The sequence below is a fragment of the uncultured Campylobacter sp. genome, assembly GCF_937981295.1.
Lineage (GTDB): Bacteria > Campylobacterota > Campylobacteria > Campylobacterales > Campylobacteraceae > Campylobacter_B.
The window spans coordinates 1-21783 of sequence record NZ_CALJPC010000081.1; the positions used below are offsets into that span (position 1 = coordinate 1).

At 46.6% G+C, this 21783-nt stretch carries 20 protein-coding genes; 6 read left to right on the plus strand and 14 right to left on the minus strand.

Translation table 11 applies throughout. The features are described from left to right. The 5 genes from Q0135_RS08055 to Q0135_RS08075 form a co-directional block, all read right to left on the minus strand. On the minus strand, positions 1–3631 hold a 3631-nt coding region (locus Q0135_RS08055; protein WP_297989690.1), incomplete at its 3' end, for a hypothetical protein. Positions 3632–4141: 510 nt separating this feature from the next. Continuing rightward, positions 4142–4945, minus strand: coding sequence for a transporter substrate-binding domain-containing protein (locus Q0135_RS08060; RefSeq protein ID WP_297989692.1), 804 nt, complete (start codon positions 4943–4945; stop codon positions 4142–4144). Between the two features lie 101 nt (positions 4946–5046). Then, the gene (locus Q0135_RS08065; RefSeq protein WP_297989693.1) at positions 5047–5853 is read right to left on the minus strand and encodes a transporter substrate-binding domain-containing protein; all 807 of its coding nucleotides are present in this window, start codon (positions 5851–5853) and stop codon (positions 5047–5049) included. Between the two features lie 94 nt (positions 5854–5947). Then, the gene (locus tag Q0135_RS08070) at positions 5948–6757 is read right to left on the minus strand and encodes a transporter substrate-binding domain-containing protein (protein ID WP_297893824.1); all 810 of its coding nucleotides are present in this window, start codon (positions 6755–6757) and stop codon (positions 5948–5950) included. Positions 6758–7168: 411 nt separating this feature from the next. Then, positions 7169–7672 carry a hypothetical protein gene (locus Q0135_RS08075; protein ID WP_297989694.1) on the minus strand — a complete coding sequence of 168 codons (504 nt, stop codon included), beginning with the start codon at positions 7670–7672 and terminating at the stop codon, positions 7169–7171. Positions 7673–7755: 83 nt separating this feature from the next. Between Q0135_RS08075 and Q0135_RS08080 the strand changes: the two genes are divergently transcribed. Beyond that, a complete protein-coding gene (locus Q0135_RS08080; RefSeq protein ID WP_297989696.1) occupies positions 7756–8634 on the plus strand; it encodes an aminotransferase class IV in 879 nt (292 codons plus the stop codon). Positions 8635–8680: 46 nt separating this feature from the next. On the opposite strand, the gene Q0135_RS08085 is transcribed toward Q0135_RS08080, so the two are convergent. Together Q0135_RS08085 and Q0135_RS08090 are read right to left on the minus strand one after the other, a co-directional pair. Continuing rightward, positions 8681–9646, minus strand: coding sequence for a DUF3137 domain-containing protein (locus tag Q0135_RS08085; RefSeq protein WP_297989697.1), 966 nt, complete (start codon positions 9644–9646; stop codon positions 8681–8683). An 8-nt stretch (positions 9647–9654) separates the two neighbouring features. Beyond that, positions 9655–10992 carry an ATP-dependent RecD-like DNA helicase gene (locus tag Q0135_RS08090; protein WP_297989698.1) on the minus strand — a complete coding sequence of 446 codons (1338 nt, stop codon included), beginning with the start codon at positions 10990–10992 and terminating at the stop codon, positions 9655–9657. Between the two features lie 54 nt (positions 10993–11046). On the opposite strand from Q0135_RS08090, the gene Q0135_RS08095 reads away from it, so the two are divergent. Further along, positions 11047–12414, plus strand: coding sequence for an SH3 domain-containing C40 family peptidase (locus Q0135_RS08095; protein ID WP_297989699.1), 1368 nt, complete (start codon positions 11047–11049; stop codon positions 12412–12414). Positions 12415–12655: 241 nt separating this feature from the next. Here the strand turns inward: Q0135_RS08095 and Q0135_RS08100 are convergent, their stop codons facing one another. The 5 genes from Q0135_RS08100 to Q0135_RS08120 form a co-directional block, all read right to left on the minus strand. Then, positions 12656–12850 (minus strand): hypothetical protein, encoded by a 195-nt coding sequence (locus Q0135_RS08100; protein ID WP_297989700.1) that lies wholly within the window; start codon positions 12848–12850, stop codon positions 12656–12658. 132 nt (positions 12851–12982) lie between these two features. Then, positions 12983–13213 carry a hypothetical protein gene (locus Q0135_RS08105; protein ID WP_297989701.1) on the minus strand — a complete coding sequence of 77 codons (231 nt, stop codon included), beginning with the start codon at positions 13211–13213 and terminating at the stop codon, positions 12983–12985. Between the two features lie 70 nt (positions 13214–13283). Further along, the gene (locus Q0135_RS08110) at positions 13284–13592 is read right to left on the minus strand and encodes an isoprenylcysteine carboxylmethyltransferase family protein (RefSeq protein WP_297989702.1); all 309 of its coding nucleotides are present in this window, start codon (positions 13590–13592) and stop codon (positions 13284–13286) included. A gap of 9 nt (positions 13593–13601) precedes the next feature. After that, entirely contained in the window at positions 13602–13847 is a 246-nt protein-coding gene (locus Q0135_RS08115) for a hypothetical protein (RefSeq protein WP_297989703.1), read from the minus strand. A gap of 382 nt (positions 13848–14229) precedes the next feature. After that, positions 14230–15249, minus strand: coding sequence for an ABC transporter substrate-binding protein (locus Q0135_RS08120; protein ID WP_297989704.1), 1020 nt, complete (start codon positions 15247–15249; stop codon positions 14230–14232). A 159-nt stretch (positions 15250–15408) separates the two neighbouring features. On the opposite strand from Q0135_RS08120, the gene Q0135_RS08125 reads away from it, so the two are divergent. The 3 genes from Q0135_RS08125 to Q0135_RS08135 all read left to right on the plus strand — a co-directional run bounded on the left by Q0135_RS08125 (position 15409) and on the right by Q0135_RS08135 (position 18953). Beyond that, positions 15409–16833, plus strand: coding sequence for an SPFH domain-containing protein (locus Q0135_RS08125; protein WP_297989705.1), 1425 nt, complete (start codon positions 15409–15411; stop codon positions 16831–16833). Positions 16834–17365: 532 nt separating this feature from the next. Further along, positions 17366–18049 carry a hypothetical protein gene (locus tag Q0135_RS08130; protein ID WP_297989706.1) on the plus strand — a complete coding sequence of 228 codons (684 nt, stop codon included), beginning with the start codon at positions 17366–17368 and terminating at the stop codon, positions 18047–18049. A gap of 115 nt (positions 18050–18164) precedes the next feature. After that, the gene (locus tag Q0135_RS08135) at positions 18165–18953 is read left to right on the plus strand and encodes a sulfite exporter TauE/SafE family protein (RefSeq protein ID WP_297989707.1); all 789 of its coding nucleotides are present in this window, start codon (positions 18165–18167) and stop codon (positions 18951–18953) included. 218 nt (positions 18954–19171) lie between these two features. Here Q0135_RS08135 and Q0135_RS08140 read toward each other — a convergent pair whose 3' ends face one another. Continuing rightward, positions 19172–19801: a hypothetical protein gene (locus Q0135_RS08140; protein ID WP_297989708.1), complete on the minus strand. Its 630-nt coding sequence runs from the start codon at positions 19799–19801 to the stop codon at positions 19172–19174. 521 nt (positions 19802–20322) lie between these two features. On the opposite strand from Q0135_RS08140, the gene Q0135_RS08145 reads away from it, so the two are divergent. Continuing rightward, positions 20323–21132 carry a hypothetical protein gene (locus Q0135_RS08145; RefSeq protein ID WP_297989709.1) on the plus strand — a complete coding sequence of 270 codons (810 nt, stop codon included), beginning with the start codon at positions 20323–20325 and terminating at the stop codon, positions 21130–21132. Between the two features lie 80 nt (positions 21133–21212). On the opposite strand, the gene Q0135_RS08150 is transcribed toward Q0135_RS08145, so the two are convergent. After that, positions 21213–21783 (minus strand): hypothetical protein (locus Q0135_RS08150; RefSeq protein ID WP_297989710.1); only part of this gene is annotated, 571 nt, incomplete at its 5' end.

The window sequence follows — 21783 nt, forward strand, 5'->3', positions numbered from 1 at the left end:
CTAGGTAGTTGGTGATTAACTCGCTTCCGCTCTTTAAGCTAGCTAAGCTTGCAGCTCTGGTTTCTGCGAAGGATTTGGTATTAGAATTTACGCGCGCGCTAGGAGCCGAGGAAGTATCAAAGCCTAAATTTAGATAATTGCCGCTTTGATAAATTTTAGGGCTATAGCTTAGGCTTACTCCTACATTTAGCGTTGCATGCATATTGGCTGCGTTAGGAGCTATAAGGCTTCCGCTTCCTTGCTTATTGATTAGATGAATCTCGCTGCTTGGATTAATCGGACCGCTTACTCCGCTTATATAAGCCGTGATATTGCTTACGTTGCTTAGATCTGTGTTAGCGGTAGGATCGCTTAGGGTAAGCATGCTATCGCCTGCTCTAATAGAGCTAGGAAGGAAAAAATTTAACTTGTCAAAACCGCTAATATTTTTAGCGCTTAAGGAATTTACTGCCGCAGGAGAGCTATTGCTAGCTCCTATGTTAAGAGTGTTGCCGCTACCGCTTGCGCTTATTACGCCTACATTATGACCGCTGATGAAATTTAGCGTATTATTTGCGCCTGCTGTGTGGATATTTCTACCGTTAAAATTCTTATCCTCCCCCACTTTGCCTATATCTATGTTATTTCCGTTAAGACCGCCGGCACCAAGATACTTCTGCAGCTCATCCGCATCAAAGTCTCCATTTATGCTCTCGTTAGTCTTAATAAGCTTTTGGATATAAAGCTCCCGCTCATCCTCGCTTATATGCATACCGCCTATGTTTCTGCTAAAAGTATTGGCGTCTTTTATGACATAGTTTTTATTTAGCTGAGTTACGTAGCCCTTGTCTTTAAAGCGTGGATCATATCCGGTAAATTTACCGCCTCCGCTTTTATAGGCAAGGGTATATTTCTTATTATCGCCATCTGGATAGCTTGCATTGTTTAAAGCGTTAAATTCGCTTGCCGAGTTTACAAATATATCTGTACCGCTTAGGTCGGTATTGCCGGAGCCGGTTAAGCTTAAAGCTCTTTTGGTACTAGACGAAGCATCGTTTTCTATCTCGCTAAGGGAAGCTAAGTTGAATTCCAATTTATTGAAATTTGCAAAATTCCCTGCATTTAGGCCATTGCCGGAGTTTGAAGATAGGATATTTAGGCTATTGCCAGAATTGCTAGCGTTTGCACTAGATACGCCGTATATCGTGCCTGCTACGCTGCCGCTTCTGAAATTTACTACGTTATTGCTGCCGCTAGCGGCTTCCGCTGCGTAGACGTTGCCGGCGATCTGCGTGTTGCCGTTTAAATTCACAGTGTTGGAGGAGGCGGTGCCGCTAGCCTTTCCGCCGTATACGCTTCCGCCTACGTTTACCGAGTTAAGAGTTATGGTGTTGGAAATCGCGCTGTTTCCCTTGCCGCCTACCGCCATTGCTCCTACGCTGCCGTTGTTTATCGTTACGATATTGGATTTGGCTTCTCCGTTGCTAGTATTGCCGCCGTAAATGCTATTGTGGATTATCGTAGCATTCGTAGTTACGCTATTATCGTGGACGTCCCCGCCGCCGCTACTGCTATGAGTGATGCCCGCATTTACGTACCCCACGTCTATTCCGCTTGCTTCGAAAGTTACGTGGTTATTATAAATTTCTTGCGAGGTAGCGGAATTTGAATATCCTCCGTCGATCTCGCCTATGTTGCTTCCGCCATTGATCTTGGTGTGGTTGTCGTGGACGCTGTTACTTCCGTCGGTAGCGTCGTCTCTGCCCGAGCTTATGTTTTTGCCGCCTAGATTGCCTGCATTCTCCTTTACTATTACGGCGTTGCCTTTATTGCCGAATAGATCAGTAGCGCCCGCAGCCTTGTTGGAATTTTGATTTTGCATTAGCTCGCTTTGATCGAAGTTGGGATCTATCCAAGAACGAGTTAGTGTGCCTTTCTGCATGATTAAATTCTTACTGTTTTCGACCTCGATCGTGGTGCCGGTGATTTGATAGTGATCTTTGTCGGTAATCGTATAAATTTGATTATCTTGCACGGTCTGCGCGGCTATGGTGATCGTGCCGCCGCCTGAATTATGGATCAGATAGTACTTTCCTTCGCCAAGATCTGATTTTATACCCTCTATCTTTGTACCGTTTAAATTCGTATTGCCATTAGTGGTTAGAGTAAGCGGCGCATCGGCTTGGGTAGTAGAATATAGATCATGAAAATTTATAGAGCCGAAATTTTTAATATCCTTGGCTTTTTTCACGCCGCCGCCGACCCAATTTTCGATATGTAAGGTATTGGTTTTATCCGTAGGCTTATTGCTGCCGTAGATTGTACCGCTTATCGTGCCGCCTCTAAAATTTACGTTGCTATTCTCGACGCTGCCGCTTGTAGCGTAGCCCGCAAAGACGTCTCCTGCTATCGTCGTTCTTTCTTTATTGATATAAACGACCGCATTTTTGACGCTTCCTGCGCGTGCGCCATAGACATTGCCTCCGATGTGTACGCCTTTGTTGGAGTCTGACGCTCCTAGAGTAACTCTATCGCCGTCCGATTCGCCTGTGATGCCGTTTGCTGCCGCGACATCGCCTTTTACTTTACCTTTTATAAGATCAACTACGCTTCTCGAGCTTGAGGCACCGCCGTAGGAGCCCGTGGCGCTGCCTACGATCGCATCGTCGTTATTGATTTCGACTTTATTTGCGCTCATTACGCTAGCGCTATTTGCTTGGCCGCCGATTACTTGGTAGTTTTCGGCTTTTAATCTTGCATTTATAGTGACGGAGTTTGCGGTGGAATTTCCACTTCCGCCTGCTGCGCCCCAAATTCTACCACTACCGCTTAAAGTAATAGTGCTTGTGCCGCCGCCGTAAGATATCCTAACGCTGTTGGCGATATTTTGCCTCGTGGAGGATTGAGCACCGAATATATCGAAGCTTCCCTTAAACGTGCCGCCTTGAATAGTTACCTTATTCGATACGGCATCACCGCCGCCGCTTACTATACCGCCTACGATTACATTTGTAACGGAGCTGTTGCCAATAGTGCCTCCGTCGATCGTTACGGCGTTGGAGGAGGCTTTTTTATCCGCTCCACTTCTGCCGCCGATGATATTATAATGTCTATTTGAGCTACCGCCGAAGTTATCGGCATTTCCCGTAATTTCGGCGCCGTATTTTACAAAAACCTGATTTCGCGTCGCTTCGCCTTCGTTGCCCGTTTTTGACGCCGCTATGCCTTGCCCGCCCACGACCAAATTTACCTTAGAGCCGTTTTCCAAGCTCACGTAATTATCCGATACACCCTTGGCCTCAGCACCTATTGCGATACCCACGTAAGCGTTTGCGCCTTTAATCGTAAGTCTATTGTTGGAGGCAGAGTTTAACTCGGTAAAGCCCGCAATCCCGTCGCCGCTTCCTCCGCCGTAAATCACGCTGCTGGAGTAGTCCGTCCCGCCGCTTACAACGCCCGTAATCGTCGTAATATTGCCATTTGGGCTGGTGCTTCCGCTGCCGCTAGTATTGCCGCTAAATCCCGCCGAATAAAGGTTGTTGTGAGTATGGATAAGCGGCGGATTAGAATCTGCATTGCAAAGCGCTTGTGCGGGTGCTAGTGCGAGCACCGCTGCGAGGCTAAGCATAGAGGAGCAGATGGATTTTTTCATATATTGATCCTTTAAAATTCATAAAGTTTGCGATTATACATAAAAATAGATCAGTTTGCAATATGAAATTTAAAGAAGCACTGGTTGGTCTTTGGCAGAGGGAGCTGCGTTTGTAATTTCAAGTAGTAAAAATTTACTCTTTGCGCAGAATAAATTCTTGACTGTAAAATTTACCCCTTTTTAGAGGGGGCATTTTGAGCGGATTGCAAGTGGTGAAAAAAACTTAACAAAGAGATTTTGAGTAAAATTTGAAACAAGAAAAATCCGAGCTAAATTAATTCTGGCAATTTCAAGCTGCCATGGAATTTATGCAGGGTAAATTTTTAAACGAGCGGAATTTTATATAAATGCCGTTTCGCCCGCGAAAAAGCTTTTTTGAAAAATTTAAACGAGCAAGATTGCGCGATAAATTTTATGTGATCCCTGCTGCAAGAGCTAAAGTATAGCAAGCAGGAGTTAGAATTTACGCGATAAATCTTGCGTGATAAATTTTAAAATAAGCCGCAAATCCTACAAGAAGCTGTAAATTCCATCTAGTAAGAAATATCTTTTATCCGCAGCGCCATGATAAAATGGATTAAAAGTCCCTTCGTATGCCTTTTCAAAAAAGCCCTCTTTGCTTAGCTTTATAAGCTCTGCATTGACGAAATCCAGTAGCTCTTTATTGCCCTTCTGCACACCAATACCCATAAAATCGGGCTTGCCTAGAGTTTTAAGCGGCACTTCTACCTCGCTATCGACTACCGGATATGCCATCGCGATTAGATTATCGGTCGCGTAGGCGTCCACGTCGCCGTCTTTTAGCATGCGGTAGCACTCCCTGGCGATCTTACAAAATGTAAAATTTCCAAAACCTTCTTGTTTAAAAAATGCTTCGCCCGTACCGCCGCTTTCGAGTAAAATTCTCTTCTCTTTCAGATCGGCTAAGGATTTTATTCTATCGGCTTTGCGGGTTAAAACTCCAAGATTTACTGAAAAATACGGTGTTGAAAAATCGATCTGCTGCGCGCGTTCAGGCGTAATGGTAATCGTAGCGATGACGATATCTATGCGGTTGTTTACTAAAGCTGGAATTCTATCCTCGACCTTCATCGGCACAAGTTCGATTCTGCCGCCTTTTTCGCCGAAAAGATCATTTGCTATGGCCTGCGCCATCGTAACTTCAAAGCCCTCGAAAGTTCCATCGTTTAGCTCGCTAAAAGGAGGCTGTCCGTCGTAAACGCCGATGCGAACGACGCCTTTCGATCTTATCTGTTCTAGACTATCGGCGAAAGCAACGATAAATGGTAGCAACATTGCAAGAAGCAATTTCATGGCAAATCCTTAAATTTAATCTCTTTTCCGCCTTCAAACGAAGCAGGAAATTTTATTTATTAAAATTCTAAAAGCCGGACTTAAAAATTTAAAGCAAGCTCTTAGAGCATATTATAAATTCCATCTAGCAGAAAATACTTCTTATCTGCCGTACCGCGATAGAATGGATCAAAGCTCTGCTCGTAGGCCTTTTTGAAAAAGCCCTCTTTGCTCAGCTTGATGAGCTCTGCATTGACGAAATCAAGTAGTTCTTTGTTGTCTTTCTGCACGCCGATGCCGATGAAATCGCTAGGGCCTAGGTTTTTAAACGGCACTTCCAAAGTATCATCGATGACGGAATATGCGAGCACGATGAGATTGTCGTTTATATAGCCGTCCGCATCGCCATTTCGAATCATTTCGTAGCATTCCTTAGCCGAAGCGCAATGGTCTAAATTTTTAAATCCCTTGGTTTTGAAAAATTTCTCGGCTACTGTCGCATCGCCTTCGAATACGATCTTTTTATCATGAAGCTGCGCGATATCGGTAAAAGCGTCGGCTTTACGCGTTAATATGCCCAAATTTACGGAGAGGTAGGGGAGGGAGAAATCGATCTTTCTTTTTCGTTCGTTGGTGATGCTAAATAGACCGATAACTAAATCAAGCTTATTTGCCTCTAAAAATGGAATTCTATCATTTACGCTTAGTGGGATGAACTCGATTTTGCCCTCTTTTTTGCCGAAAATTTCTTTAGCAATAGCGTTTGCAAGATCGATTTCAAATCCTTCAAATTTGCCGCCATTAGACTCGCAAAGCGGTGGATGGGCGTCGCGCACTCCGATGCGAATGACGCCGTTTTGTCTGATTTGATCTAGGCTATCGGCAAAAAGCGCCGCACAAAATAGAGCCGCTATAAAAAGTAGTTTCATTTTATGTCCTTAAAATTGGATTTCGCATATTATCCGCTTATCATAAATGACGTTTTAGCAGAAGTCGTTAGATAAAACACTGTTAAATTTCGTCCTAAAATATGGCATAAAGTCCATCTAGTAAGAAATATTTTTTATCTGCAGCGCCTTGATAAAATGGCTTGAAAGTTTCATCATAAGAACGTTCGAAAAAGCCCTGCTTGCTAAGTGTAACAAGCTCTTTATTTATCAGATCAAGCAATTCGGTATTGCCTTTGCGCACTCCGATGCCTAAGAATTCCGGATTACCTAGATTTTGGATTGCTACTTCTAAGTTATCATCGATAATGGAATAAGCTAGCACGATGAGATTATCATTAACGTAAGCATCGGCTTTGCCTTGCTTAAGCATATCGTAGCATTCGGTAGTAATGGAGCAATGGATTAAATTGTGGATTTTATTTTTATACAAAAAATTTTCTGCCGTAGTCCCGCTACCCTCTACTAAGACTTTTTTGTTTGAAAGATCGTCTATACTTTTGATGCCATCGCTTTTACGTGTCAAAACTCCCAAACTCATCGAAAAATATGGATAAGAAAAGTCGATTTGCCTTTTTCTATCTTGCGTTATCGTGATGGTTGCGACTGCAAGATCTACCTTATCGTTTTGTAATGCAGAGATCCTATCGCTGGCGTTTAAAGGGACGAACTCGACTCTACCGCGCTTATCACCGAATATGCTCTTAGCTATAGCGTCTGCAAGGTTGATTTCAAAGCCTTCGAAATTACCACTTTTTTCATCACTAAAAGGTGGCCTACCATCACGAACACCGATTTTAACGACTCCGGCAGATCTGATCTGCTCCAAACTGCCCGCAAAAACACTGCTGCAAAGTGCAAAAATAATGCAAAAAAGTAGCTTCATAAACTATCCTTTTCTTAAAATTTAATATTATCCCTTAGATATTGCGTGATTTTACCCTAAAATAGTTAAACATAACTTCAATTACATAATACGGATTGCTAAATCGGTAGTAAGTGGGCAAGATTAAAATTTAAGAAACAATAGATAAATTTTATGAAGTGAAATTTAGCCGTAGCGAAATGTCGCGCAGGAAAGTATAAGCTTTGATTAAAATTTATCTATCGTAATTTACGGCGCAGTTTTTGCTGTATCGGCATAGAATTTTAATTTGGAATTTATCCATCATACCGCTTGCTTTTCGAGCTGGAATTTTACGTCTTGCCTACGTGTCGCATATTTTGCAATAAAATTTTAAAATTTGCTTGGATCGTAATGCTTTTTTGCGTTATAGAATTTTATGGTATTTTAAAACTATTTTTCGCCGACTTCTACGATTTTGCTTAGCACGTATTGTTCCAGGTCACGCCTTGGTATGTCGTTTTTGAGCGCTTCGTTGTAGATGTTTTCGACTATGCGGCTGTATTTTTCGTAAGGAAAGTAGAGGAAATGGTTCGCCCATGCGCGTTTGATGAGCTCGTGCGTTAGCTTTTTTCTAGCCCACGCCTTAAAGCAATCAAAGCCGATAAAAACCGCCGACGTCGCTATGATCGTAAATAAAATGGAGAAGTGAAAGTCGATCTTTTCAAACGTCGCGTGCGTCAGCGTTATCAAAAACATAACGCTGACGAATGCGAAGCAGGCGAAGATCACGTAGGATTTGCCGTAGTTAAATTTAAAATTTAGCTTCGAAGGATCGACGAGCATTCCGTCGTTAAACTCGGCGTTGGCTTCGAGCAGATCACGGAAAAGCACGGGTTTATGCGATACATGAAACATAATATCTAAAAGTCTATCTTTAAAATTTGATTTATCCATCGGAGCTCCTTCGATTTTTGCGGCATTATATCTTAAATTAAATTGTTATAAGATAAAATAGCGCGAAATTTCAAGGAGCGATTATGTTTGAAATCAGCGGAATGAGCGGCGACGAGATAGTTTATATTAACGGCAAGTTTTGCGCGGCGAGGGATGCGGCGATAAGCCCTTTTGATCGCGGTTTCGTGCTCGGAGACGGCATCTACGAAGTAGCGCCTGTGGTAAATTCTAAAATTTGCGACAGAGCGGATTTTTGGGAGCGCTTTGAGCGCAGCGCCGCGCAGATCGAGCTAAAGATTCCATATTCTCGCGAAAAATATGAGGAAATTTTATATGAGCTCATCGCGCGTAACGGCGTGAGCGAGGGCGCTTTCTACACCCAGATCACAAGAGGTGCGGCGATGCGCGATTTTGACTACGTCCGCGGCATAGAGCCCAGCGTCTTTGCTTTTGTCTATCATACGCAAATTTTTGATAATCCGCTCGCAAAAGAGGGGATCGAGATCGTAAGCCTGCCCGAGATCCGCTGGCACAGGCGCGATATAAAATCGATCTCGCTTTTAGCGCAGTGCATCTTAAAGCACGAGGCCCACAAGGCGGGTGCTTATGAGTGCTTTTTGATCGAGGATGGGCTAGTTACCGAGTGCTCGAGCTCCAGCGCATTTATCATCAAAGATGACGTTCTGATCACGCGACCGCTTTCAAACGACATACTGCCGGGCATTCGCCGCAAGGTGATCTTGAGCCTTGCCGAGCAGGCGGGGCTTAGCGTGCAGCAGCGAGCGTTTGGAATGAGCGAGGTTTACGAAGCCGATGAGGCCTTTATCAGTGCGGCGACGCTAATGCTGCTGCCGATCGTAAAAGCTGACGGCAGGCAGATCGGCGGCGGTGCGGTCGGCAAATATGTACCGCGCCTGCGTGAGATGTATGCCGCGCGGCTAAGAGCCGAAGCGGGACTGTAATAGAGCGGTCAAATTTAGCCCGTTAAATTTAAACTATGCGGGCTGATTAAATTTTGCTTTCTAGCTCCCCGGTTATGTGACCCAGCTCGCTTACTAATTCTAAAATTTCAGCCAGTTCGTATTGATGAGCATACGCCGTTCCGGTTGTTGGAGGTATGCTAAATAGCTCTGTTTCGAAGCGATTCGGCGCGCCGTTTAGAAATAGGTAAAATTTATTATCCATAAATGCCGCGCTTATACTAAATTTATGGTAGTATCGCTTTAGCTCGTTTAGTTGCTCCATCAGCGCGGGCGTCAATAGATATCGAGCTTCGACTTTGTCGTCAGCAAACACGCGAAATTCGCTATTAAAAATGACGTTGTCCATTAGCTCCTTCTCGCCTAAAATTTTTGTATTTAGCTCGCGGCTTGCCAAGATGGTTTTGGCGTAAAATCTCTTGCCGAATTCGCATATCAGCACGCTGCCGTTAAAATCCATATACGCATCATATAAGCTCATCGCAAGCGAAGCTAGCTTCACATAGGTATTGTCTATGCCTAGATCGTAGTTCTTTTTGATTCTAATCGCTTCGCTGAGGCTAAATTTTACCCCATCCCATTCGCCTTTTATCTCATCTTCGCCGATAAAATCGGAATTTGCAAATATTCCCGCTCTCCTGAATTCCTTCGCGCTTATGCCACGTCCTGGCGAATAAGTAAGCTGCGGATACGCCTGCGAGATCGCCGTGCGCACCAAAACTTTTTTGTAAAATAGTTTATATTCATAAGCGGCGTCCGCAATGCCGTCATAAATGCAAGCAACATAAATAATCAAAAGCACCGCGTAGATAAGATAGACTTCGATCATCTTGTAATCCGTATCATCGTCTGTTTTAAATACCGCATCGATTGTAAACATCACGATAAATGGGAACAGATACAAAAATGCTATCTTGGCATAGATCATCACTACCTTGCAAATGCACTTTTTTTGTTTGGCTCTACTTAGCGCTATCGCTCTTTCTAGCTGCATGCGTTTCCTTAAATTTTTTGATCCGAAATTTTAAAAAATTCGTTCTCTTCGTAAAATTTCACCACAGCCTCATCTGCGCTTGCATTGCGCTGCAAATACCGCAGCAAGGGCTCTGCGCGCGTATATATCACCCCGAGCCCCGCAAGGCTCGTCGCTCGCGAAAGCGCCACGTAGAGCTGCCCCTTGGCAAAGATCCTGTCGATGTCGCAGATGAGCTGCGGGATGCTCATGCCTTGGGATTTGTGGATCGTGATGGCGTATGCGAGCTTTAGCGGGAACTGATAATACCGCGCCAGCACGATCTGCTCGGCATCCGCGCCGCTTGCGGCGATCTCGCTTAGTTCGTATGTTTGCAGCCCCACGCGGCTTAGTATGCCAGAGGGCTTTTTTACGACCACGCTTTCGATCTCTCCGCTGGAGCTTTTTTCGATCTTTTCGACGATGCCTTGCTCGCCGTTAAAAAACTCGCCGCTTTTATTCGCGGTAAACAGCACCTTTGCGCCTTCTTTTAGCGTCAGACTTTGCGGCGCGTTTAGCGAGGCGATCCATTTTTGAATTTTCTGCTCGCTCACGCCGCTTTGTAGCGCTTCATAAACGCCCTCAAAGCTGCTCTGCGGCGCATTAAGCTTGGCTAGTCTGGCGTTATTTATCGCATCTACTTCGGCGTTTCTACCCGAGATTATCGTAGCGTTCGGCTTAGCTCGCGCGGCATCGATGAGCAAAGATCGCATCAGCTCCGCCGTCTGCTCGCTTGTGATGCCGAGCCGCAGCTCGCAAAGCAGGCGGTATAGCGCCGCATCTGCGGTGCGCTTAGAGCCTATCATCTCGACGTAAAAAAACTCGCACTGCCTCCACGCATACGAGCCGAAGGCGTAATCCGAGTCGCTAAATAGGCTCGCGCGCGGCGCGCTCTCGCCCTCTTTACGCACCGGCGGAAGCTGATAAAAATCTCCCGTAACTAGCAGCCGTCCGTTAAATTTAGAATTTGAAATTCTAAGATAGATCATCTCGAAAAGCTCGGCGCCGATCATCGAAATTTCATCGATCACGATGAGATCTGCGAGGGCTAAAATTTTTCGCAGCTCGCTTAGTTTGCCGCTTTGTTTGCGATCGAAGCCCTTTAGCTCCTCGTGGTTTTTGCAAATGCCGAAGCGGAAGAAGCTATGCACGGTCACGCCGCCGATCTCTACGGCGCTGATGCCGGTGCTGCCGAGTACTATGACGAGCTTGCCGCGAGCGCGGTAATCCTCGATGAGTTCTTTTATCACGTAGCTTTTGCCCACGCCTGCGCCGCCCGTGATGAAAATATTGCGATCTTTTAGCTTTTGGATGATGAAATTTATCAAGTTTTTTCCTATTTTTTGGCAAAATTATAGCCAAAATTTTTTAAAAGGCATTGTTTGAAACGACTAGTATCTATTATCTTCGCGGCTTTGGTTCTTGCAGGTTGCGGCGAAACCGTCGGCCCGCGCAAGTTTATCCCCGAAAACCCCGCTGTTTTGGATCTTGAATACGCTCAAAACAGCGAACGGCTGCCCGCTCCTGCGTTGGTGCAAAACATAAGCGGAAACGCGTTTAAGAGCCGCTATTTTAAAATTTGGTTTAACGATGCGCCCGTGAAGGCGGAGATCGATACGTTTTGGGGGCTTAATTACGCCAAGGGACGCCACTTTGACGCCGCGGGCAGGATATATAACGACGCGATCTATCAAAGTATCCGCATAAATGCGAATGAAGAGGCATTTGGGCTAATATCTGAGCCCGCTATTACGGTAAAAAACGCGCTGCTGCGAAATATCCCAAGCGATCTGCCGATTTTCGGCGATCCGAGCGAGCCGGGGGAGGGCGAGCCGTTTGATTACGCCGCAAATTCCGCCGTGGGCGTGGGCTATCCGCTGCTGCTGTCGCATTACAGCAGAGACGGCGCGTGGGCGTTCGTGCGCAACGACGGCGTGTGGAGCTGGATCAGAAGCGACGCGATAAAGCGCATCAGCCCGCAGCAGGCGGATATCTACGCAAATTCTAAATTTATAACGATCCTGCGCGACGGCGCCGCCATTTATGACGAAAGCGGCGCTGAGCTTTTTAGGGCGCGCACCGGCACGATCCTGCCGTATGATTTTAGCGGCGAGCGCGATCTTGGCGGTACGCTCGGCGTGCAGAGCGTATTTAGCGGCGAAATTTTAACGCAGTTTGGCGGCAAAAGATATTTCGTCAGCGCGGAGGATGCGAGGCTTTGGCCCGCGCCGCTTGATGAGCAAAACTCAAAGATCGTAGCCGCTAGCCTGCTCGGGCAGAAATACGGCTGGGGCGGGTATAAATTTCTTCGCGATTGCTCGCTTATGACGAAGGACTTTTTGGCAAATTTCGGGCTGTGGCTGCCGCGAAATTCTAAGGCGCAATCGGGCCGCGGCGAGCGTTTTTCGCTCGCGGGGATGAGTGCGGATGAAAAGCTTAGCTTCATCGGCAAAAACGGCGTGGCGTATAAAACCCTGCTGTATATGCCTGGCCACGTGATGCTCTACGTAGGGCAGGTGGATGGCAAGCCTGCGGTGCTGCACGATATCTGGGGGCTTCGCACGATGGATGGCAGGCGCGCGGTCATCGGGCGCACGGCGATTACGTCGCTTACTATCGGCTCGGATCGCGCGGACATCGCCGAGGACCGACTGCTGATCTCGCGTGTCAGCGCGATGAGCGTGCTTTCGGGCGAGGAGGACTTTATTTCGGACGATCGGTTCGGCTCTACGGATTTCGGTGCAAATTAAACGCTGTCTCGTAAAAAATAGAGAGCGAGCTATGGGCGATGGCCTCAGAAAAAAGCAAGCGACGAGAATCGGATGCATGTAAAAAGAGCAGACCGCGCGCTACTGAGATGAGTGCAAGCCGTCGCCGCTACCAAAAGCGGCGCGTTGCTTGCGTATATCTTCTCTGCGAACTGCTCGCCGCTATGGATAGAGGCCCGCGGGTATAAGCGCGCTCGCCGCCGTCCCTTGCAAATCGCTTCGTCTAAAACATCGCCTCTTGCGTATTTCTTACTAGCGATGTGTTTGTCGTTTCGTCGTGCCTACTAGGCGCATCGCTAAATTTTACATTTCGTGTCTTCATCGCCAATATGCGCGCCCTTGCGCCGCCAATAAAATTTTGCTTTGAAATTTCGTTTGAAATTTTAAAGGAGCCGTCGCGAGCCCGGTAAAATTTCATTCGCTGTTAAAATTTCATTCGTTCGGCCCTTAAAATTTTAAGAAACGCTTTTCCGCTAAATGTGCAGACGGCTCTAAACGTACCCAGACTTCAGTCGAAGCTATTATTTTTCGCCGCAAGCGGGAGCGTGCGTCATTTGCCGTCCGGACTCAGGCCGTGCAGTATGTATCTAAACTCCGCGCCGCCTACGAGGATGATTTGGTTGTTCGCGTTGCAAAGCGAGGCTACTTTGCTTACTTTCTCCGGTAGCTCGACGACGTTTTCGAGCATATCTTTAGTCGTCCTCGGCTCGCCCGCGGCGGCGTTTAGACAAAACGTTAGAAACAAAGCGGCGACGAGCGCCAAATTTTTCCTTACGAACATACTCTCTCCTTAGTGCCAAAATTTTATAAAACGTTTAGGGCTGCGGCATGCCCTAGGTTTTACTCTCCCCTTAGAAAAACAAAAAATATCTCGGCGTCTTGCGTTTATACTTTAGATACTCCTGTCCGTAGGCCTGCTCGCAGTAGCGCTCCTCGCTGAGAACCACGAGGTGGTTGTATATGGCAAAGGGTGCTATCACTATGATTAGCCACAGCGACGCCGAAGCGACGCAAACGCCCGCCATGCCGAGGAAATAAAAGAAATACATCGGATTGCGCGATAGGCGGTAGATGCCGCCTTGTGCGGCTCTGTCCGCAGGCGCCGCCGCATAGTCGTAAAACGCCTTGATGAAGCCCGCAAAAGCCGCTATATAAATCACCGCTCCGATTCAAAACCACGCGCTGCCCGTCTTAAGCGGCACGAACACCGACAAAATAAGCAGCACCGCTTGCAGCAGTGAGCTTATGATCGCATTTCGCTTATCCGCGAGCGTGTACCACGAGGTATCGGTGGCGCGCTTGCCGACCTCTTTGTAGATCAACATATACACAAACTGTATCAGCACCATCGCAAATGAGGGTATCCAAGCGCCCGCTAGAGCGGGCCCAAGCGTCGTAAAAAATAAAATTTCCATGACCGCTTCCTTTGCTTTAAATTTTATCTCGCAGCTTTGTTTTGCCCTTGTTTGCTTGTCGTTGCTTTGTCCTTTTCTGCTCGCCGCGAGTTTAAATTTTACTCCGCCTTGCGCCGCTTATTCGGCGCGCTGCTTGCTCAGTGCGCCGCCCGCCGCCGATGCCGCTTTGATGAAGTATATGGCATCGGCCCGCTTGGCGCTACCCGTTTGAAAGAGGCTTCGGCGCTGATGGTAGGGTATAGCGGTCTGCTCGGCACCGATGTGCCGCCGCACAATGAAAACATTCTGTGCCGATGTATCCGCCGCCTACTACACGATGAGCGTTCGGTACGGATGTTGCCTACTAGGTGTGGTGCTAATGCCGTTTGTTCGGTGCCGCGTCTTATTTACCCTCCGGGTTAAGTCCTTTTAAGATATAGCCAAATTCCGCGTCGCTTAGCTCGTAATTCATAAATTTTTTATAAAACGCCTTTGTTTCGGCTTTCACGTCGATGTCGACAAAGAGCTCCGGCTGGATGGTTTTCGCCGCCCATAAAATTTGAAGCACCGTATCCGCGCCGTATCGATCCCAGTTAAAAACCCCGCGCGGATTGCCGTAAACGCGTCCGTTTTTGACCGCATCCGTGCCGCTGTAAACCGGGCTAGCCTTGATCTTCTCTACCGCATCTTCGTTGTGATCGCCGCCCACGATTATGATCTGCGGGTTGCTCGCGATGATCTCCTCGGCGGTGATGGTTTTCATCGGACCTTTTGTGGCGGTGATCGCATTCGTTCCGCCGGCCAGCTCTATCCACGAGTCGATCAGCGTGCCCTTGCCGTCAATCTTTAAAAGATCGCTTCCGCCTACGATGTGAAGGACGCGCGGGCGCTTATCGGGACTTAAATTTGCGGTGCGGCCGCTAACCAAAGCGATATTTTTATCGAGATTTGCGATCAGATCCTTCGCTCTTTGCGGCGCGTCGCCGCCTAGCATATCGCCGCACATCCTGATGCTGCGCCTCATCTGCTCGTAATCGCTAAAGCTCGCCTTTAAAACCGTAAAGCCTTGCTTAGCTAAATTTTCGCCCGCCAATGCGGTTGAGACGATGACTACGTCGGGGTTACGGCTCATCAGCTCCTCTAAATTTACGTCGTTATTTTTTAGCAGTACTGGGATCTGCGCTAGGCGCGGATAAATTTTAAGAAACCATGCGTTTTTGCTGATGTTATCGGTGGTAGCGACGATCTTGTCCGCTCCTCCTAGGGCCAGTAAAATTTGATTGTTCGAGTGCCAGAGTGCCGCGATGCGCTCAACTTTTGCGGGGATTTTGACCTCAGCTCCGTCCATATCCTTGATAGTTCTAAACTCTGCTGCGCTCGCAAAAAGCGCGCCCGCCAAAAGCAGTAGTAAAAATTTTTTCATTTTTTCTCCTAAAAGGTATTGAAATATACGCTGCGATATTACATAAAATCTCATTAAAATTCCGTAAATTTTAACTGCCGCCGCCGCGATCATTTATTATTTTTCAAAGTAAATTTTTATATAATCCATTTTAAATTTAGCATTTTTAAAGGAGAGAAAATGGGTGAAATTTTATATTTAATAGGCGCCGCCGTCGGGGTTTTAATCGCGCTTTTTATCATCGTGCCGCTGTTTTTCAGGCGTATTGTGGAGACGAACGAAGTGCATATCGTCCAAAGCGCGCGCAAGACGACGAGTTACGGCAAAGATACCGGCAACGGCAACAGCTACTATGAATTCCCGAGTTGGGTGCCGGCGCTGGGCGTTACGAAGATCGTTTTGCCGGTCTCAGTCTTTAGTATCAAGATCGAGGATTATGAGGCGTATGATCTGGGCAGGCTTCCTTTCGTAGTCGATATTACAGCGTTTTTTAGGATCGTGGATTCAAATTTAGCCGCACAACGCGTCAATAATTTTCAAGATTTGAATAACCAGCTTACCAATATCATCCAAGGCTCGATTCGTTCGATCCTTTCGAGCCGCGTGCTTGAGGACATCTTGCAGATCCGCTCCGAGCTCGGAGATGATTTTACCAAGGCGGTAAAGACGCAGCTGCAAAACTGGGGTATCGAGCCCGTTAAAAACATCGAGTTGATGGATATCCGAGATAGCAGCGGCAGCAAGGTCATCTTAAACATCATGGAGAAGAAAAAATCCCAGATCGAAAAGGAAAGCCGCGTAGAGGTCGCAAACAATACCAAGCTCGCTCAAATCGCCGAGATCGAAGCCGCGCAGGCAACCGAAGTGCGCCAGCAGGAGGCCAATAAGATGGTGGGCCTTAAGACCGTCGAAAACGAGCGCGAAGTCGCGATCTCAAAGGAGCAGGCCGAGCAGCTCATCAAGGATCAGCAAAAGATCACGCAGGAAAAGGCGATGGAGGTCGTGCGGGTAAACGACGTCAAGCAGGCCGAGATCAAAAAGCAAGTGGAGATCGTAAAAGCCGAGCAGGAGCAGCGCAAGATCGAGATCGACGCCGAAGCGCGCAAAAACGCCAAAATCCGCGACGCCGAAGCGATCAAAGAAAATCAAATTTTAGTAGCGCAGGGCGATAAGGAGAAGCAGTTTCTTGCCGCCGCGGCGCTTTTGGAGATGAAGGACAAAGAGGCGCAGGGTACGCTAAAGATAGGCTCTGCCGAGGCCGAGGCACTTAGGTTAAAAGAGCTCGCGCCGGTAAACGCACAGATCGAGCTCGCGCGCGAGATCGGCGAAAATCAGGGATACCAAACCTATCTCATTTCGATCAAACAGATCGAAGCAAACCGCGATATCGGTCTGGAGCAGGCCAAGGCGCTAAGCGCGGCGGATCTTAAGATCATCGCAAACGAAGGTAGCGTGGGCGAGGGGATGAGTAAATTCGGCGAAATTTTAAGCGCCAAGGGCGGCACGCAGCTAGCCGCGATGCTCGAAGCGCTAAATCAAAGCGAGGTCGGCAAAAAGGTGCTGGATAAAATTTCGGGCGCCAAGGAGGGGGATAAATCCGAGTAATAGTCGCACCGTAATAGTCGCACCGAGTAATTTTCGCAACATCTCGGGCGAGTAAAATTTTAAATTTATACGTTGGCGGCACAGCGTAGGAGAGTAAATTTGAGTAATAGCTAGCGACGTCGCGCGGGCGAGCAAATTTGAGTGGTCTGTCCGTCCGGGTGGTTTGCGGCCTGCCCACGTCGGATAAAATTTAAGGCGTTAGCGGAATTTTATACGCTCGTAAAATTTCACGCTCCCGTGCGTAGCGTTTGAAGGCGGCGCGGAATCGTAAGTATTTGCAGGCGGCAAAACTGTGGGTAAATTTTAAAAAATTCGCAAGTCGAGGGCAAAATTTAGAGCGCGCGGCTACCTGCCATAGACTACGCTTAGCAGTTATCGGTTGTTGTCAAATGCTTGAGCTTTGCCGTCTAGCGGTCAAATTTTGCCGCTCGCGAGGTTAAGTTTATTCGGTTCGGATGAAATTTAAGAAGTGCGAGCTGTTGGCGGTAGCGCAAAATTTAACCCGTCTGCATAAAATTTTAAGGAGCGCACGATGGCAAACGCCGTAAATTCCGCGCAGTACCAAGCGCGCATCAAACAGGCGGAAACTCTTTTCGAGGGGCGAAATTTTACCCGGCGCCAAACGATAAATTTAAGCGGCGGATATGAGATCGTAAAAGACGCATATAGGCTCGGCGCGACAAGCTTTAGCGGCGGCGAATACACGCTGTTTGATACTCACAAAACGCAGATAAAAAGCTGGCGCTGCATAGACGATAGGGCGGAATTTTTTAGCCTGATCCGCCACGCAGACGGCAAATTTTACCTCGTTTTTCGCCAGGACTTATACGGCTACAGCGTGCTTGATCTAGCCTCAGCGCAGATTATGCGCTTCGTGCCGGACGCCTGGCTAGACGGCAAGGAGAGCTTCATTTGGGATGGCGTGCACTATCTGCGGGGTTGGGACGCGCTGGCTGTGGACGGCTGCTACTGGGCGGCTCCAAACGGCGTGCATTTGGTGAGCTTTGCCGAGCCGATGAGCGAAGAGCAGAGATATGTAGACGTTTTAGACTGCATGCAGGGCGGTTACGACATCTATGAGCAGGCTGATTTCGCGGGCTTTGAGGGTAATAAACTGAGCCTGAAATGCTTTCGCGCGGATACCTTGCGATATGAAAACGTAAAAATTTCGCGCGAGCAATACCGCGAATGGATGCGCGAAGCAAAACGACTATAAGCTTTAAATTTGCTAAATTTCGCGCTTAAATTTAAAGGCTTGCAAGCGATAAAATTTAAAACAAGCCGCAAAAAGCGAAATTCAGCGAGATCAAAGGGGCTGAGAAGGAATACGGATGTTTTTTGAATACATTTTAATCGGCGCCTGCGTAGGCTTTATCAGCGGATTTTTCGGCATCGGCGGCGGCACGGTCGTGGTGCCCGTGATGATGCTCTTCGGCTACGATGTCAAGTACGCCATCGGCATTAGCATCATGCAGATGATTTTTAGCTCGATCTTCGGTTCGTTCGTAAATTTTAAAAGCAAAATGCTAGACGTCGCGCCCGCGCTGGTGCTGGGGCTCGGAGGCTTTTGCGGCGCGCTTAGCAGCGGCTTTATCGTAAGCTATTTCTCCTCAAAATTTCTACTGGGCACGCTTATTTTAGTGCAGATCATAAATTTAATCAAACTCTTTAAAACCCCGACCGAGCCCGCGGGCGAGACCAACGAATCTAAAATTTTGCTCTTTATCGTGGGGCTGTTCGTCGGCGCCGTGGCGATCAGCGTGGGTATCGGCGGCGCGGTATTCGTGATGCCTATTTTGATCAGCTTTTTAAACTACGACATCAAAAAGGCCGTCAGCACGGGGCTGTTTTTCGTGATATTTTCCTCAAGTGCGGGTTTTATTAGCCTCTCCGCGCACAGACTCGTGCACTACGAAATCGGTGCGTTACTCGGCGTCGGCTCGCTAGCGGGCGTTTATGCGGGCGTCAAAACCTCGCACAGGATCGGCAAAAAAGCTCAAAAGCGCTGGATGATCGCGCTTATCGTCACGATACTTTGTATAACGATAGATAAATTTTTAGACTTAGGACTTTTGGCGCGGCTTGGATTTTGGGTTTCGGATCTTTTGGCTAGTTTTTAAGATTTCTAAATTTAGTCAAACATCGGCGTTTAAAACCGCTCTTTGGAGCGAAATTTACCGATTAAATTTGAGGACTTTAACGCAAAATAGCTTTTTGCTTGCGTATTTTTAATCACGGCTAAAATTTGGGTAGCAAAATTTTATCCTTAATTTGACGGATTTGCAGATGAAGTGAAAATTTAACTTGCTAAATCTCCAAATTTGTCCGACTTTCTACTTTAAATTTTACTCTCGTTTTCGGCGTTTTTAGCAAGTGCTCCTTTAAATTTGTATTTAAAATAAAACGTCCACGCAAGCGGGCAAAGGATATTTAAAACCATTGTAGTGTAATTTCCTTGCGTATTAAAAACTATCCATATCGAGGCGGAAAAACTAATCAGATAAACGACCGTGTATGCGATTGGTAGGAAACTTTTTAACTCAATCGTTATTACTAAAACATAAGCGCAAATCGCAACTAAAGATGCGATAAAAAAGCCGACGAATACCCCTTCTTTTTGGCGGTCTATATGAGCGTCAAAATAGCCGTAAATACAGCCTATAAGTATAAAAATAGCGAGCACCAGCCAGATAAATTTGAGCCAGCGCGCAAAAGAAGCTCTAAATAGCATATAGGAGCAAAATACTAAAAAATACGCATTTACGATAAAGTGGTAAAACATCAAAAAGAAGCCGTCGCCCAGAAAACCCCAGTCGTAACCGAGGCCAAATATTGCGTTATTTATCAGCCAAAACGCGCCGGATCTAGCCGCTAAAAACGCAGCCGTAAGTAAAATCGGATATAGCAAGACCTTGCCCGCGAAAATATCTGTGCAGACGCATCTGAAAAAATTTACGATTTTTGGCATTTTGGCTCCTAGATTTGCGCTTTGATGCAAAGTAAAATTTACTCCGCTAAATTTTACGCTCGGATTTTACTGCGTTTGTTTAAATAAATTCGTCAAATTTAAAGGCGTACTAGCTTAGCGCAGCGCTGCTACGAGCGTAAATTTTACTTTGAAAATATACAGCGCGTGATGAGAGGATAGTGGGGGTTCTGGGGCGGGTCTGCTTGCAGTTGCGAGGCAGTGCCGAAGCAAAGGAAGGCGACGCTTCGTAAGTAGGACCCCCCCCCAAGAGAAAAGCTTAAAATTTAAGAATGTCTGAAAGCCTGAATTTGGTAGATAGCCACTCTCGCGAGTGAAATTTTAAAAATTTATTCAAATTTTGAGCTAGTTAAATTTTATAAACCCGGCGGCGCTGTATTTATAAGCAAAGCTCGCCGCCGTTAAAGCGAAATTTCAATGGCGATTTGTCTTTCAGGTGCTCAAATTTTGATAAAATTCGGCTCAGCGAAATCGGCAAAAGAGATCAAAATAAAGGAGAAAAAATGGTGATAGACGGGGTGAAAATTATCGACAGCGATGATGGATGCGATATATATTTGACTATCACAGAGCGATACAAGGACGGCGAAGATGTTGAAACTATACTGCAAGATGTTTTGGCGCAGGCGGAGAATTTCTGCACTGATGAGCTTTATAGCGAGATTTATTGGACGGCTCTGGCGTATTCGCTTTGGAAGATCGGTTTTTTAAACGACGAAATCCGCGAAAAAGTCCTTGCTATCATAAAAGGCGGCGCAAGTCAGATGTGGAATAAGGTCTTTGACAGATCTCAAAAGAGCCGCCAAAAAGCGCTTGATAAATTGGCGCTTCAGCTAAAAAGCGAAAATCCAAGACCGCTTAAACGGCCCAAAATTTCGAAGCAAAAAACGCCGTATTTCGAGAAGGGCGACGTTTTGTCTATCCAGATGCAGCAGGGATACGGCGTTTGCTTTGTCTCGGCGGTAGATCAAACGCCTAGAAAGCTCGAGTATCATCTGGCCTGCACCAGACTGCTGCAAAAAGAGCCGCCCGGAATGGATGATTTTTTAAAAAGCAAGATCGCAGGCTCGAAAAACGGCGGGTTTCTTAGGACGGACTGCTGGTTTAATCATAAGGATTTAAAGGAGCTGCTGCCACATCTAAAAAAGATCGGCAAAGTAAAATTTGCCCCGTTTAAATTAGGCGAATTATCTCCCGCGAAAGAATTGGAAGATTTTTATAATAAAATTACGGCAGATCCCAAAGTATGGGGCTTTAGGCTAGTTGATACCGCTCGTTTCGTAGAGGCGGCGATCGAGGATATAAATGAATAAAAGCGCCGCGCGGTAAATTTTAAAATTTAACCCTGGCGAAATTTTGTAAATTTAGCCCTCTGCGGTGGAATTTTGTAAATTTAACTCTCCGTGCGCGCTTTGCTTTTTGAAATTTCATCGCTGCTTGCACTATTTAAAATTTCATCATTGCTTGCGGCGTCTCTCGCGAGCGATTTTTGAAATTCGTATTTGAAATAAAACGCCCACGCGAGCGGACAAAGGATTATTAAAATGACGGCTACGATGTCGGCGGCTTGCGCATGAAATATTACAAATAAGGCACCTATGTAATTAAGAACATAAGCAAAACCCCAAAATACCACATTTGAGCAGTCGCTTGATATTTCGATCGCGACCGAATAGATGCAAATACAAATTAGCGAGGCGATCAAAAAGGCTTCAAGGACGCCTAGCTTTTGGTAGTTTACGTCCGAAGCAAAATACCCCAGCGCGCAAGACGCCAAGATTGCCGCGAGTAAAATTTTGCGTAAAATTTTAAGCGATTTGACTTCGGGCGAAGCATAGATTATATGCGCGCAAAGAGCTATAAAATAGGCACCTGCGACAAAATCAAAAAATATGTAATAAGCGAATTCTCCAAATATCCCCAAATCATAGCCGTTTCCTAAAATTTTTTCATCTATGACATAT